Consider the following 13,084-nt stretch of genomic DNA (forward strand, 5'->3'; position numbering starts at 1 on the left):
GAATGGACCATCAGACCACCGCTCCGGTCCCCCCGCCGGGATGCCCCGCCCATGTCCCGGGCGGGCGCGTCCCGCTGTACGGAGCGGAGTTCGCGGCCGACCCGCAGGCGTACTACGCGTACCTGCGGCAGTTCGGACCGGCCGCACCGGTGGAGCTCGCCCCGGGCGTGGCCGCCACCCTGGTCACCGACTACCCGACCGCGCTGAACCTGCTCCAGGACAACGGGTCCTTCCGCAAGGACGCGCGGCGCTGGCGGGACTTCAACGAGGGCCTGGTGCCCCCGGACAGCCCGGTAGCACCCCTGCTCGCGTACCGCCCGAACTGCCTCTTCAGTGACGGCGCGGAGCATTTGAGGCTGCGTCAGGCGATTACGGACAGCATGGCGCGCGTGGACGTGCACCGGCTGAGCCGGAGCACCGAGCAGATCGCCGACTACCTCATCGCGCAGTTCGCCGCGCGGGGTTCGGCCGACCTGCTGGGCGACTACGCCAAGCAGCTGCCGCTGTTCGTCTTCAACCAGCTCTTCGGCTGCCCCGCCGACATCGGCGACCGGGTGCTGTTCGGGATCTCCGGGATGTTCGACGGCGTGAACGCCGAGAAGGCCACCGAGGTGCTGTTCCGGGCCGTCGGGGAGCTGATCGCGCTCAAGCGGGCCCGGCCCGGGGACGACGTCACCTCGTGGCTGATGCAGCACGAGGCGCGGCTCACGGACGAGGAGATGGTGCACCAGCTGTCGCTGCTCCTGGGGGCGGGGGCGGAGCCGCTGCGCAACCTGATCGGCAACACCCTGCACCGGCTGCTGACCGACGACCGGTACGCCGACGGCGGCGGGCTGATCGACGAGGCCCTCGACGACACGCTCTGGGACAACCCGCCCATGGCGAACTACGCGCCCCACTACCCGGCCTCCGACATGGAGTTCGCGGGGCAGCAGCTGCGGGCCGGGGACCTGATGCTGGTCAGCTTCGCCGCGGCCAACACCGGTCCCGCGCGGGCCGAATCGCGGCAGACCGGCACCAACCGCTCCCACCTGGCCTGGAGCGCGGGACCGCACGGCTGCCCGTCGAAGGAGCCGGCCCGGCAGATCACCGTCACCGCGATCGAGCGGCTGCTGAACCGGCTGCCGGACGTGGAGCTCGCCGTGCCCGAGGACAGCCTGGTCTGGCGGCCCGGCCCCTTCAACCGGGCGCTCGCCGCGCTCCCGGCCCGCTACACCCCGCTGCCGGGCTCGGCCGTACGGGCGGCCCAGCCGGCCGGCGCGGGCCACGTGGGGACTGCCGGGTCCGCCGCCGGGCCGGAGCCGACCGCCGAACGCGCCGGCCGCTGGAGCCAGTTCCTGAGGTGGCTCACGAAGTAGCCGCCCGCCGCGGGGATGCGGATGGGGGCGGGCCGGGACCGGGCCCGCCCCACGGCATTCCGCATCGGTTCCGCATACGGTTCCGCGCCACGGGGGAGTGATCACCGCAATGCCCGACTGACCTCTACGTCAAGGGAGTTCTTGTGGACCAGCTACCCGGGGAGACCGAACCGGGCTGGAGACCGGCCCGCACCACCGGCCCGCACCAGTCGCCGTCACCGTCGCAGTCGCTGTCGGCGTCTCCGTCACAGGACCCGCCGCAGCCGGCGGGCCCGCAGCCGTCCGGCCCGGCCCTGCGCAGGCCGGCGGCCCTCCGCGCCTTCCCGCCCGGGGTGCGGACGGCCCGGTCCGGACCCGCCGCGGTCTTCGCGGGCGCCCTCGCCGGGATACCCCGGCAGTCCGGCGACACCCTCGGCCGGTACACGGCAGGGCAGTTGATACGGCTGGGCGAGGTCTGCGGACTCGATCCGACCGAGGCCCGCACGTACGCCGCGGTCCTGCTGGCCGGACTGGGCCCGGCCGCCCGCAGGCCCCGGCGCCTGCCGCCGCCCTCGCGGACCTTCCTCTCCGACGACCACACACCGGTGGAGTACTCCCTCTCCTTCACCCCCGGTGCGGCCCCCTCCCTGCGGGTGCTGCTGGAGCCCGGCGCAGGCGCCGGCGGGCTCGCCGCCCGCGGCCGGGCCGGGCTCGACTTCGTCCGCCTCCTCGCCCGGCGCTGGGAGTTCTCCACCGGCACCCTCGACGAGCTCACCGACCTCTTCCTCCCCGCCGACCCGCGGGGCCCGTTCGCCCTGTGGTGCGCGCTGGAGCTGCGCCCCGGCGGCCCGCCGCGGGTGAAGGTGTACCTGAACCCGTCCGCCCGGGGTGCGGACCGCGGCAACCAGACGGTCCGCGAAGCCCTGCACAGGCTCGGCCACGGGCCGGCGTACGAGACCCTCCCGGTCGCCGCCGGGCACCCCTTCCTCGCCCTGGACCTCGGCGACTGGGCCGAACCGCGGGTGAAGGTCTACGTCCGGCACCCGGGCCTGTCCCCCGCGGAGGCCGGCGCCCTGTCCCGGACCGGCACCGCAGCCGGCTCCGAGGGCAGCGCAGGCTCCGTCACCGCCGAGACGGCCGAGACCGCCGAGTTCTTCCGTACCGCCGCCGGGTACCCGGCCCCCGGCCCGGACGGGTCCGGCGACCGGCCCCTCGACCGGCGGCCCGCGCTCACCTGCCACGCGCTGACGGACCCCGCGGCCGGCCGGCCCACCGGGTTCACCCTGCACATCCCCGTCCGGGACTACGCCCGCGACGACGGCGAGGTGCTCGGCCGGGCCCGGACCCTGCTGCACCGGCACGGCGCCGACCCGGCGCCGCTCGCCCGCGCCCTGTCCGCGGTCACCGCCCGCCGCCCCGAGGAGGGCGTGGGCCTGATCGCCTACCTGGCGCTGGCCCGGCAGGAGGGCTCCGCGCCGCGCGTGACGGCGTACGTCTCCTCGGAGGCCTACGGGGTCCGCGCGCCGGCCGGAGCGGGGCGGAGCCCGGCGGAGGCGGCCGGGAAACCCCCCGCCCCCGCGAAGCCCGCGCCCCGGCCGAAGGGCGCCGCCCGCCCGAAGGCCCCCGCCCGGTAACCCGGGACCGCGGCACCCCGGGGCCGCAGGGACCGCCGGCACCGCCGGCACCGCTCGGACCGGCCTACCCGCCGACCAGCTCCCGCAGTTCCCGCTGGTACGGGCCGACGTCCGCGCGGATGCCGGTCTCGCCCTCGGCCGTGCCGTACCGGGCCGCGGTCACCTCCAGCCGGGCGTCGATCTCCTGCCGCATCGCCTCCGCGGACGGCAGCGCGGCCGAGCCCCCGATGAGCGCGGCGATCCAGCGGGCCTGGCCCTCCACGAGCCGGGTGATCGCACCCATCGGGCGGACCAGCCCGGCGAAGTACAGGCCGGGCAGGTCCGGGGACACGACCCTCCGGTACAGCTCGACCGCCCCCCGGGTCCCCACCGGGCACCCGGGCGGCAGGAACGGGAAGTCCAGCCGGTAGCCGGTGCAGTAGACGATCGCGTCGGCCTCCTCGGAGCTGCCGTCGGTGAAGACGGCCCGCGCCCCGTCGAGGTGGTCGATCCCCGGCCGGGGGACGACCGCGCCGTGCCGGATCCGGCTGAGCAGCTCGTCGGAGACCGTCACGGGGGCGGAGAAGATCGGCTGGTCGGGTTCGGGCAGCCCGTAGTCGGAGAGCCGGCCGCGGGCCGCCCGGAGGGCCTCGTCCACGAACCCGATCTGCTCGGGCAGCGACATGGCGGTGAACCAGGGCTCCTCGGCGATCTGGTCGACCGACATGCCGTACAGCTGCTTGGGGACGATGTGGCGGCCGCGGCGCGCGGAGAGCACGGTGCGCCGGGCGTGCCGGGACAGGTCGGAGGCGATGTCCACGCCCGAGGGCCCGAGTCCGACCACGACCACGCGCTGCCCGGCGAACTCGGCGCCGTCGCGGTAGTCGAGGGAGTGCAGGATCCGGCCGCGGAAGGAGTCCGCTCCCGGCGGGGCGGCCTTGGGCATCGAGGGTACGGAGTTGTGTCCGGAGGCGACGACGACGTGCTCGAAGCGGCGTACCGTCAGTCGGCCGTCCGCGTGCCGGGTTTCCACCCGCCAGGGCTCCTCGGATCCGGCGTCGCGGCGTACGGAGACCACGTCCGTTCCGCACTCGACGTGCTCCCGCACCCCCGCCCAGTCGGCGAACGCGCTCAGGTAGGAGGCGAACTGCCCGTGCCGGGGGTAGTGCGGGAAGTCCTCCGGCATCGGGAAGCCCTCGAACTCCGTGAGCTTCTTCGCGGTGTTCAGGTGCAGGGAGAGGTACCCGGGACCCGGCTCTCCGGCGTCCGAGCGCCGCCAGATCCCGCCCACGCCGGCGGACCGCTCCAGGCAGGTGTACGGGATGCCGGCGGCCGACAGCGCGTGTGCGACCGCCAGTCCTGACAGCCCTGCACCGATCACGCACACGCTCAAGGTTCCTCCTGCACATCCGGACTCCGCGATTCTGAACCCTGTTCGACTTCCCCGCGGCCCCTGCCCGCATACCGGCCACGGGGGTCACGTGCGTCACACGGAACCGGACCGGAAGCGACCGAAAAGGCCCCCTCAAGGCCCGATATCCGATCTTTACCCCCTCTTCAACTGCTGCCATGCTGACCGCGTTTGATCAGCCGAAGGAGGTAATGGTCCCCTTGTCCCGCATACCTGCCCTGGCGACAGCGCTCACCACGGCGCTCGTCCTCGTCTCCGGCACCGCCGTCTCGGCCTCGGCCGCTCCCCCGTTACCGACGTCACCGACCGGAACCGGAGCGGCGGCCCCCGCGGGCTCCGCCGCCGAGGGCAGGGTGGACCCGGTGGACTGGAAGCCCTGCAATCCGGACCCGACCCGGCCCGACCCCAAGATCTACGACTGCGCCGTCTACCAGGTCCCCCTGGACTACGCGGAACCCCGCGGCGAGACCATCGGCATCGCCATGATGCGGCGGCGGGCCGGCGACCCGGCCAAGCGCATCGGCTCGCTCTTCCTCAACCCCGGCGGCCCCGGCGGCAGCGGCTACCTGTGGGCCACCACCGCCCGCTTCGAACCCCGCGTGCAGGAGCGCTTCGACCTCGTCGGCTTCGATCCGCGCGGCGTGGCCCGCAGCAACCCGCTGCGCTGCTTCACGACCAACGAGGAGGCGGAGGCCGTCTTCGGCCGCGCGACCCTCGTGCCCGTCACCCGCACCGAGGTCGACGACACCCTCGGCGCCGCCCGCGACTACACCGGCGCGTGCGCCCGCAACGCCGGTCCGCTGCTGCGGCACATGTCGACCATGAACGTGGTGCGCGACCTGGACCGGATGCGCCGGGCCGTCGGGGACTCCGCGCTCAGCTTCGCCGGCTTCTCGTACGGCACCCTGATCGGCGCCACCTACGCCAACATGTACCCCGGCCGGGTCCGCGCCCTCGTCCTCGACGGGAACGTCGACCCGAACCTGCGGCTGCACAACGGCGTCGAGTACGACCGCCAGCGCGCCACCGGCGGCTTCGAACTCGCCCTCGGCGAGTTCCTCACGCGCTGCAAGGCCGCCGGGGAGGCCCGCTGCGCCTTCGCCGGCGGCGACCCCCGCGCCAAGTTCGACGCGCTGCGCGAGCGGCTGCGCACCGGCCCGGTCACCCTGCCCGACGGCACGGCCGTCACCCTGAGCACCTTCACCGGGCAGGTCGCGAGCTCCCTGTACGCGCAGAGCCGGCTGGTCCCGCTGGCCCAGGCCCTCCAGGCCCTGCACCAGGTGGTCGCGGCCCGGCAGGGTGCGCGGACCGCCGGACCCGGCACGGCCCCGGCGGGCGCGGCGGCCCGACTCGCCGTACCCGCCCCGCACGCCCTGCGGGAGGCCCCGGCGGACTCCCCGTACACGGCGGACGACTCGTACTACGGCGTGAACTGCCAGGACAAGCCGTACCCGGCGAACCCGCGGGTCTTCGCGCACCTGGCGCGCAGCTGGGAGCGGCAGGCCCCGACCTTCGGCCGCTACCAGGCCTTCGATGCGCCGCCGTGCTCGACCTGGCCCGTGCCCGCCCGGGACGCGGAGCGGTACGAGGGGCCGTGGAACAAGCGGACCGCCAAGCCGGTGCTGGTCATCGGCAACACCTTCGACCCGGCCACGCAGTACCGGTTCTCGCAGAACATGGACCGCCAGCTCGCCGATTCGGTGCTGGTGACGGTGGACATGATCGAGCACTGCGCGGTGGGCCGCAGCAAGGCGCTCAACGCCGTGGTGACCGCGTACCTGGTGGACGGGACCGTCCCGAAGCCCGGACAGGTCCTGCGGCCGGACGCCGAGGCCTTCCCGGCCCCGGCGCCGGCTCCGGCCGCCCCGGCTGCGGCTGCCAGGGCCCGCTGACCGCGACTGACCCCGACCAGGGGCGGTGCGCGGTCCGGCGGTCAGCCGGGCAGCGCACCGTCCAGCGGGAACAGCGAGCGGGTGTCGGTGAGTTCGAGCAGGCGCAGCTGCTGGTGGCTCGGGCGTGCGAGCCGTACGGCGTGCCCGGACTCCGCGCCCCTGCGGCGGGCCTCCAGGAGGACGCCGAGGCCCGCGGAGTCGCAGAAGGAGGAGCGGCCCAGGTCGACGACGAGGTCGGCGCCCTCGGGGGTCCGCTCCAGGGCCGCGGCGAGTGCCGCGCGCAGCTCCCCGGCGTGGTCGCGGTCCATCTCGCCCCGGACGGGCAGCACACAGACCCGCCGGTAGCGGGGCCCGCCGCCCCCGCCCGTACCGCCCCGGCCGGTCCCTGTGCCGGCTGCGCTGGTCCCTCCGCTGGTCCCTTGGGCGTCCATGACGCACCTCCTCGTACCCGGGGCGCCTGCCCCCGGAGGGGTCCGCCAACCGTCCTGCCGGGCGCATACTGGCCGCATGGCAGTTCGTACGACGACTCCCGCGGCGGGGCTGCGGCGGCGCGCGGGCGACGCGGTCTTCCTGCGCGTGGCCGGGCCCGACGGCGCGGCCACCAGGCGGCGGATCCACACGACGCCGGGGGCGCGGTGGTTCCCGCCGGGCCGGCCGGTGCGGCAGGTGCACGGGGACGCGTCGATGTTCGTGGGCGGTCTGGCCGCGCTGCTGCTCCAGTCGCTGCACCCGGTCGCGATGGCGGCGGTGGCCGGCCACTCGGGCTACCGCGGCGACCCGTGGGGCCGCCTCCAGCGGACCAGCACCTTCCTCGCGGTCACCACCTTCGGTACGAGCGCGGACGCGGAGGCCGCGGTGGCTCAGGTCCGCGGGGTGCACGCGCGGATCCGGGGCAGGACCCCGGAGGGCGTGCCGTACAGAGCCGACGACCCCGAGCTGCTGTCCTGGGTGCACGCGGCCGAGGCGTACTGCTTCCTGGAGGCCCACCAGCGCTACGGCAGGCGGCCGTTGGACGCCGCGGGCCGGGACGCGTACCTCGCGGACGCGGCGCGGGTGGCCCGGGCCCTCGGCGCGGACCGGCCGCCGGAGAGCGAGCGCGAACTCGCCCTGCGCATGGCCGCGTTCCGGCCCTCGCTGCGGGTCACGCCCGCCTCCCGGGACACCGCGCGCTTCCTGCTGTCGGACCCGCCGCTGCCCGGTCCCGTCCGGATGCCGTACGCGCTCCTGGCCGCGGCCGCACTGGAGTTGCTGCCGCCGTGGGCCGGTCCGGCGGTGGCCGCCGCGGCCCCGGCCTCCGTCGCGCGGGTCCCGTCGCCGGCCGCGCGCCTCGGCGGGCACGCCGTGACCCGGGGCCTGCGCTGGATCCTTCCGCCCCCGCCGCCGCCCCCGCCCGGGTCGCTCAACACACCGACCGGGTAGCGCGGTTCGGGAGGGCCGGCGGCGGGGTTCAGCCCCGGGCGGTGCCCTCCCCGGCGCCGCCGTCGGGCGCCCCGCCGTCCGGGGGCCACAGCCCCTCGGGCCAGTCGTCGTCCGGGTCCGGTCCGGCCGGGTCGTCCTGTGCGAGGGCGAGGGCGAGCTGCTGGAGGATCTCCGCGGCGCTCTCCGGCGGATCCCCCTCGTCGTGGGCGTCGGCCAGCGCGTCGAAGGCCATGAGGAAGCCGTTGACCAGCGCGCTCAGGGACTCGGAGAGCTGTTCCAGTACCGCGCACCCCACCTCGGCGGGGGTGGCCCCGGCGGGTACGAGGAAGCGCGTGGGGATGGTCTCCCCCAGGAGGTCCGACACGAGGTCGTCCTCGGCTCCGGCCCTGGCCGCCGTGATCGCGGCGATGGCCCTCAGTTTGACCTCGGTGTCCCTCATCGGCGCCCCGCGTCCCGTTCTCGTCCGAATGCCTGACCGTGCCCGTTCCCGTAGACGTGCCCGCTCCGGTCCTCTTCGCGTGCTTCACGCTGTCCGTTCGCGTACGCGCGCACGCCCCGCCCGCCTGCGCCCGCGGGAGACGCGTTCCTCAGGCCGTCGCCGGTGTGCACGGCGACCACCGCCGTGATCGTCTTTCCGGCCGGCCCGGTCCGCACGGTCACCCGCTCGGCGATCCGGTGGACCACAACCCAGCCGAACCGGCCGGGCACCCCCGCCGGGGTCGGCCGGCTGTGCGGGAGGTCCTGCCGGGCGTCGGACACCTCGACCACGGCCCGCCCGGAGCCGCACGAGATGCGCAGGGCCGTGACCCCGCCCGCGTGCCGCCGCGCGTTGGAGACCAGCTCCGTGACCAGCAGGAGCACGTCGTCCGCCTCCTGCCCCGCGACGCCGCGGGCGGCCAGGACCGCCCGGGCGGAGGCGCGGGCCTGCGCACACGTGGGGCCGCTCTCCGCCGGTGACCGCATACACCGCCGCCTCCTCTCACCTGCAGCCGGGATTCCGCATCCCGTGCCCTGTCCCGTATCCCGCGTCCCGCACAGTGCGTCTGTCCCCGCCGCGGACCCCCGAAACCACTGCCGTACCTCAGGCGGCGGCCGCACCCCGCCCCGGGGCCGGGGTGCGGCGCGTGCGCAGCGGCGGCGTGGCCAGCCCCGTCCCCTCGCGCAGCCCGCGCAGCAGGGCGGCGACGGCCTCCTCGGCCGTGTGGCGCGGGCGCCAGCCGAGCTCCTGCCGGGCCCGGGAGGCGTCGAGCAGCGGCAGCCGCAGTACGGCGTCCAGCAGTCCCGGGTCGGCGGGTACGAGGTGCAGCCGCCACGCGGCGGCCGCTGCGGCCCGTACCGGCGCCGCGGGCAGCCGCAGGGGGCGCGCCTCCAGCAGCCGGGCCAGGGCGGCGGGGTCGATGACGGGGTCGGCGGCGAGGTTGAAGGGGCCGTGCACCGGCCGGAGCACCGCTGCGGCGTACGCCTCGGCCGCGTCCTCGGTGTGCACGGCCTGGAAGCGCAGCCCGGGGAGGTCGGGGACCAGCGGCAGCAGGCCGGGCCGCAGCAGCCGCACCGGCAGCAGCCGGCCGCCGAAGATCCTTCCCTGCTCGGGCGCGGAGGCCTCCTTGAACAGGAAGGCGGGGCGCATCCGCACCACCCGCATCCCGGGGTGGGCGTGCTGGAACCCGTCGAGGTAGCGCTCCAGGTACGCCTTCTCGCGGGTGTACGCGGCGCCCGGCCAGCCGTGCGTGGGCCAGGACTCGTCGACGGGCCGGCCGTCCTGCGGCCCCGGGGAGTACGCGCCCACGGACGAGGCGTGGACGAGGGCCCCTACGCCGGCCTCCGCGGCGGCCTCGAAGACCCGCACGGACCCGAGCACGTTGGTGCGCCAGGTCTCCACGGGATCGCGGGCCGGCTGGAACTGCCAGGCCAGGTGGACCACGGCCGCCGCGCCCTCGAAGTGCGCGGCGAGGCCGCCGTGGCCGGGTGCCACGTCGGCCCGGGCCCAGCGGACCCCGGGGGGCCGCCACTGCGGCAGCCGCCGGGCCAGCCCGAGGACCTCCGCGACGCCCTCCTCGCGGGCCAGGCGGGCCACCAGGCTGGTGCCGGTGTTCCCGGTGGCGCCGGTCACCACGACCTTCACGCCCGTTCGCCCCATGGTGCGCCTCCTCACGGGCGCCGCCCCCGCCCGCAGGCGCCGCCCCGCTCCTCCGGCGGCAGCCCGCCGGAGCCCCCCGCGCCTACCCCGCGGCCCCGGGCGTACGCAGGGCCCCGGGACCGGGGGCGGTGCCCGGGGCCGTCAGGGGGAGAGCCGCCGGTAGGAGGTCCGGGCGTGCAGGAGGCGGGCGGTCGCCGTGCCGAGGGCGGCTGCGGCGAGGAGGCAGGCGATGCGGGAGAGGTCGTAGGGGGCGGCCCAGGTGATCCGGCCCATGGGCGGGGTCGCGAAGGCGTTGAGGACCGCCCAGCACAGCACGGCGCTGCCCGGTGCGGCCGCGAGCCGGGCCCCGCCGCTGATGACGGCGACGACCAGGGAGAGCGCGACCAGGTCGGCGGTGGCGCCGCCGTCCTGGTGGCCGAGGAAGTTGAAGACGGTGACGACGAGCAGGGCCGCGGCCGCGATCAGGGCCCAGACGGAGGAGGTCGCGGCGGGTACGGGTACGGGCCGGCGGCGCCGGCCGGTCCGGACGGGGACCCATACGAGGGCTGCGGGCCGCCCCGCCCCGCGCGCCCGCCGGCCCTTCTCGAACGGTTCCATACCGCGCCTTACCCCCCCGTGCCGCACCTCGTTTCCGCACACTGTGCCCGACGCGGGCGCCGAGTGCACAAAGCCCGGGGTGCCGGGCGGCCGGATCCGCCTCCCCCGGGGCGGCCGGGTGCCGGCTGCCGGCCGTCTGAGGGCCTACGGCTCGATCAGGCCGGCGCGGATGGCGTACCGGGTGAGTTCGAGGCGGTCGCGCAGGCCGAGCTTCTGGAGGAGGTTGGCGCGGTGGCGCTCCACGGTCTTGGGGCTGATGACGAGGAGGTCGCCGATCTCCTTGGAGCTGTGCCCCTCGGCGACCAGCTTGAGGATCTCCTCCTCGCGCTCGGTGATGGCCCGCTCCGGCAGCGGGCCGCCGTTGCGGGCCCGGTCGAGGTAGCTGCGGATGAGGGCGGTCTCCGCGCCGGGGTAGATGAAGGGCTCGTCGCGCAGGGCGGCGCGGCAGGCCTCCACGAGGTCGCGGTCGGCGACGGATTTGAGGACGTATCCGGAGGCCCCGGCCCGCAGGGCCTCGAAGAAGTACTGCTCGTTGTCGTACATGGTGAGCATGAGGATCCGCAGGTCGGGGCGGATCCGGGCCAGTTCGCGGGCGGCCTGGAGGCCGGTCCGCCGGGGCATCGCGATGTCGAGGACCGCGAGGTCGGGCTCCTGGCTGCGGGCCAGGGCCACCGCCTCGGCCCCGTCGGCGGCCTCCGCGACCACCGTCAGGTCGGGCTCGGCGTCGAGGATGAGGCGCACGCCGCGGCGCACGAGGGTGTGGTCGTCGGCGAGCAGGATGCGCGCGGGCCCGGCCGGCGGCTGGGTCATCAGGTGGCCTCTGCGGTGTCGGTGGGGTCGGTGGGGTTTGTGGTGCGGACGGGACCGGTGGTGCCGGCGGTGGGGGGCGTACCGGCGTGGGGCGTGATGTCGAGCCGGACCTGCGTGCCGCCGTGCGGTCCGGCGCCGACGGTGAGCCCGGCGCCGATGAGCAGGGCGCGCTCGCGCATCCCCTGGATGCCGGCGCCCTCGGGGGCGCCGCCGAGCCCGTGGCCGTCGTCGCGGACCAGGAGGCCCGTACCCCCGCCGGGCAGGGGTCTGAGGTGGACCTCGACGCGGCCGGCCCCGGAGTGGCGGGCGGCGTTGGTCAGGCCCTCCTGCGCGACGCGGTAGACGACGAGCTCGGTGGCCGGGTCCAGCGGGGGCAGCCCGGGGGTGATGTGGGCGGTGACGCCCAGGCGCGGGGTGGTGAACTCGGCGGCCAGGGAGCGCACGGCGCTGTGCAGGCCGAGTTCCTCCAGGACCCCGGGGCGCAGCCGGCGGGCGATGCGGCGGATCTCGTCGAGCCCGTCGCGGGCGGCCTCCTGGGCCTGGAGCAGATCGGCGCGTACGGGCTCGGGGGCGCGGCCGGCGGCGTACTTGAGCTGGAGGAGTACGGCGGTGAGGGTCTGGCCGACCTCGTCGTGGAGTTCGCGGGCGATGCGCTGGCGCTCGCCCTCCAGGGCGGTGAGGACCCGGCCGCTGCTGGTGGCGCGCTCGGCTTCGAGGCGGTCCAGCATGGCGTTGAAGGTCTTCGTGAGGGCGGCGATCTCCCCGTCCCCGGTGACGGCGGGCCGGGTGCCGGGCTGGAGGAGGTCGGCGGTGGCCATGGCCCGGTTCAGCCGGGCCAGCGGGGCCAGCCCGATCCGCAGCAGGGCCGCGTTGACGACGAGCATCGCGGCCAGCCCGGCGAGCAGGACGAGCGCCTCGGCGAACAGGACGGGCGTGGAGACCGTGACCGGGCCGAGCAGCAGGGCCACCGCGACGAGGAGCACGCCGGCGTTCAGGAGGAAGATCCGCCAGTACAGCGAGAGGGAGAGCGACAAGGACCGCACGACCACCGACACCCGCCCTTCCGACCGGTCCCCCGCTTGCGCCCCCGCCTGCTGGTCCACCCGCTGCCCCGCCTGCCGCCCCGTCTGCCGGTCCACCCGCCGCCCACTCCGCTCCACCGCACCCGCCGGGGGCGCCACCGGCTCTGAGCTGCGCGGAAGCCGACTCCCCCACCCCATCCTGACCGGCTGCGAAGGCGGCTGTCCATCCGTGCCTGCACCCATATTTCACCCTGCCGGAAGGTGGCAGGATGAGCACGCCGCGCGGCTTCTCCTGCCCGAGACGCGACGTCCGCCGCCGCGGCACCACGTACGGAACGAACACGAGGGGGGACAGCTGTGCCTGCTCCACGGATGAGCACCACACCACTGCCCGGCATCGGGGTCCAGTACGACCTCACCACCCGCGAGCACCGCCACCTGTCGGTGATCGCGCACCGCGACGGCACGCGCACGGTGAACCTGTACCGGGCCGACGACCCCGATGCCTGCGCCCAGTCCCTGCACCTGACGGGTCCCGAGACGGCCTCGCTGATCGACGCGCTGATGCCCGCCCACCACAGCCCGAACCTGCTGCACACCACCGACCTCGGCCTGGTGGCCGAGCGCCTGGAGCTGTCGGCGCACTCGTACTGGAACGGCCGGGTGCTCGGCGAGACCCGGATGCGCACCGAGACCGGCGTGTCGGTCGTGGCCGTGCTGCGCCGCGCCGAGGCCCGGCCCTCGCCCGCCCCGGACTTCCGGCTCGCGGGCGGGGACACCCTCATCGTGATCGGCACCCGCGAGGGCGTCGACGCGGCCGCCGCGATACTCGGTCGGGAGTGACGC

At 76.0% G+C, this 13,084-nt stretch carries 13 protein-coding genes; 5 read left to right on the forward strand and 8 right to left on the reverse strand.

The window, feature by feature from the left end:
- The first annotated feature begins 2 nt into the window (after nucleotides 1–2).
- Together ACZ7JZ_RS13015 and ACZ7JZ_RS13020 are read left to right on the forward strand one after the other, a co-directional pair.
- Nucleotides 3–1,358 (forward strand): cytochrome P450, encoded by a 1,356-nt coding sequence (locus tag ACZ7JZ_RS13015; protein ID WP_470937211.1) that lies wholly within the window; start codon nucleotides 3–5, stop codon nucleotides 1,356–1,358.
- Between the two features lie 143 nt (nucleotides 1,359–1,501).
- A complete protein-coding gene (locus tag ACZ7JZ_RS13020; RefSeq protein ID WP_470937214.1) occupies nucleotides 1,502–2,971 on the forward strand; it encodes a tryptophan dimethylallyltransferase family protein in 1,470 nt (489 codons plus the stop codon).
- Nucleotides 2,972–3,035: 64 nt separating this feature from the next.
- Here the strand turns inward: ACZ7JZ_RS13020 and ACZ7JZ_RS13025 are convergent, their stop codons facing one another.
- The gene (locus tag ACZ7JZ_RS13025; protein WP_470937463.1) at nucleotides 3,036–4,337 is read right to left on the reverse strand and encodes a flavin-containing monooxygenase; all 1,302 of its coding nucleotides are present in this window, start codon (nucleotides 4,335–4,337) and stop codon (nucleotides 3,036–3,038) included.
- A 224-nt stretch (nucleotides 4,338–4,561) separates the two neighbouring features.
- Between ACZ7JZ_RS13025 and ACZ7JZ_RS13030 the strand changes: the two genes are divergently transcribed.
- Nucleotides 4,562–6,253, forward strand: a complete 1,692-nt coding sequence (locus tag ACZ7JZ_RS13030; protein WP_470937217.1) for an alpha/beta hydrolase — start codon at nucleotides 4,562–4,564, stop codon at nucleotides 6,251–6,253.
- A gap of 41 nt (nucleotides 6,254–6,294) precedes the next feature.
- On the opposite strand, the gene ACZ7JZ_RS13035 is transcribed toward ACZ7JZ_RS13030, so the two are convergent.
- Nucleotides 6,295–6,684: an STAS domain-containing protein gene (locus ACZ7JZ_RS13035; RefSeq protein ID WP_470937220.1), complete on the reverse strand. Its 390-nt coding sequence runs from the start codon at nucleotides 6,682–6,684 to the stop codon at nucleotides 6,295–6,297.
- A gap of 76 nt (nucleotides 6,685–6,760) precedes the next feature.
- On the opposite strand from ACZ7JZ_RS13035, the gene ACZ7JZ_RS13040 reads away from it, so the two are divergent.
- Nucleotides 6,761–7,672, forward strand: a complete 912-nt coding sequence (locus ACZ7JZ_RS13040) for an oxygenase MpaB family protein (protein ID WP_470937223.1) — start codon at nucleotides 6,761–6,763, stop codon at nucleotides 7,670–7,672.
- A 28-nt stretch (nucleotides 7,673–7,700) separates the two neighbouring features.
- On the opposite strand, the gene ACZ7JZ_RS13045 is transcribed toward ACZ7JZ_RS13040, so the two are convergent.
- The 6 genes from ACZ7JZ_RS13045 to ACZ7JZ_RS13070 form a co-directional block, all read right to left on the reverse strand.
- A complete protein-coding gene (locus ACZ7JZ_RS13045; RefSeq protein WP_470937226.1) occupies nucleotides 7,701–8,111 on the reverse strand; it encodes a hypothetical protein in 411 nt (136 codons plus the stop codon).
- The gene (locus tag ACZ7JZ_RS13050) at nucleotides 8,108–8,635 is read right to left on the reverse strand and encodes an ATP-binding protein (RefSeq protein WP_470937229.1); all 528 of its coding nucleotides are present in this window, start codon (nucleotides 8,633–8,635) and stop codon (nucleotides 8,108–8,110) included. Before ACZ7JZ_RS13050 ends, ACZ7JZ_RS13045 begins: the two co-directional genes overlap by 4 nt.
- A gap of 118 nt (nucleotides 8,636–8,753) precedes the next feature.
- Nucleotides 8,754–9,809, reverse strand: a complete 1,056-nt coding sequence (locus ACZ7JZ_RS13055; RefSeq protein WP_470937232.1) for an NAD-dependent epimerase/dehydratase family protein — start codon at nucleotides 9,807–9,809, stop codon at nucleotides 8,754–8,756.
- A 141-nt stretch (nucleotides 9,810–9,950) separates the two neighbouring features.
- Nucleotides 9,951–10,406 carry a hypothetical protein gene (locus tag ACZ7JZ_RS13060; RefSeq protein WP_470937235.1) on the reverse strand — a complete coding sequence of 152 codons (456 nt, stop codon included), beginning with the start codon at nucleotides 10,404–10,406 and terminating at the stop codon, nucleotides 9,951–9,953.
- Nucleotides 10,407–10,550: 144 nt separating this feature from the next.
- Nucleotides 10,551–11,216, reverse strand: a complete 666-nt coding sequence (locus ACZ7JZ_RS13065) for a response regulator (protein ID WP_470937238.1) — start codon at nucleotides 11,214–11,216, stop codon at nucleotides 10,551–10,553.
- On the reverse strand, nucleotides 11,216–12,259 hold the full coding sequence (locus tag ACZ7JZ_RS13070; protein ID WP_470937466.1) for a HAMP domain-containing sensor histidine kinase: 1,044 nt from the start codon (nucleotides 12,257–12,259) through the stop codon (nucleotides 11,216–11,218). The genes ACZ7JZ_RS13065 and ACZ7JZ_RS13070 overlap by 1 nt, the downstream gene beginning before the upstream one ends.
- A gap of 351 nt (nucleotides 12,260–12,610) precedes the next feature.
- On the opposite strand from ACZ7JZ_RS13070, the gene ACZ7JZ_RS13075 reads away from it, so the two are divergent.
- Nucleotides 12,611–13,081, forward strand: coding sequence for a cation:proton antiporter regulatory subunit (locus tag ACZ7JZ_RS13075; RefSeq protein ID WP_470937241.1), 471 nt, complete (start codon nucleotides 12,611–12,613; stop codon nucleotides 13,079–13,081).
- Nucleotides 13,082–13,084 lie beyond the last annotated feature (3 nt).

The sequence above is a fragment of the Streptomyces sp. NPDC038213 genome (assembly GCF_055600495.1).

Excerpts from the sequence above, each read along its gene's own strand:
- ACZ7JZ_RS13035 (WP_470937220.1), bottom strand. The coding sequence starts at position 6,684 with ATGGACGCCCAAGGGACCAGCGGAGGGACCAGCGCAGCCGGCACAGGG.
- ACZ7JZ_RS13075 (WP_470937241.1), top strand. The coding sequence starts at position 12,611 with ATGAGCACCACACCACTGCCCGGCATCGGGGTCCAGTACGACCTCACC.
- ACZ7JZ_RS13040 (WP_470937223.1), top strand. The coding sequence starts at position 6,761 with ATGGCAGTTCGTACGACGACTCCCGCGGCGGGGCTGCGGCGGCGCGCG.
- ACZ7JZ_RS13050 (WP_470937229.1), bottom strand. The coding sequence starts at position 8,635 with ATGCGGTCACCGGCGGAGAGCGGCCCCACGTGTGCGCAGGCCCGCGCC.
- ACZ7JZ_RS13060 (WP_470937235.1), bottom strand. The coding sequence starts at position 10,406 with ATGGAACCGTTCGAGAAGGGCCGGCGGGCGCGCGGGGCGGGGCGGCCC.
- ACZ7JZ_RS13015 (WP_470937211.1), top strand. The coding sequence starts at position 3 with ATGGACCATCAGACCACCGCTCCGGTCCCCCCGCCGGGATGCCCCGCC.
- ACZ7JZ_RS13055 (WP_470937232.1), bottom strand. The coding sequence starts at position 9,809 with ATGGGGCGAACGGGCGTGAAGGTCGTGGTGACCGGCGCCACCGGGAAC.
- ACZ7JZ_RS13045 (WP_470937226.1), bottom strand. The coding sequence starts at position 8,111 with ATGAGGGACACCGAGGTCAAACTGAGGGCCATCGCCGCGATCACGGCG.
- ACZ7JZ_RS13065 (WP_470937238.1), bottom strand. The coding sequence starts at position 11,216 with ATGACCCAGCCGCCGGCCGGGCCCGCGCGCATCCTGCTCGCCGACGAC.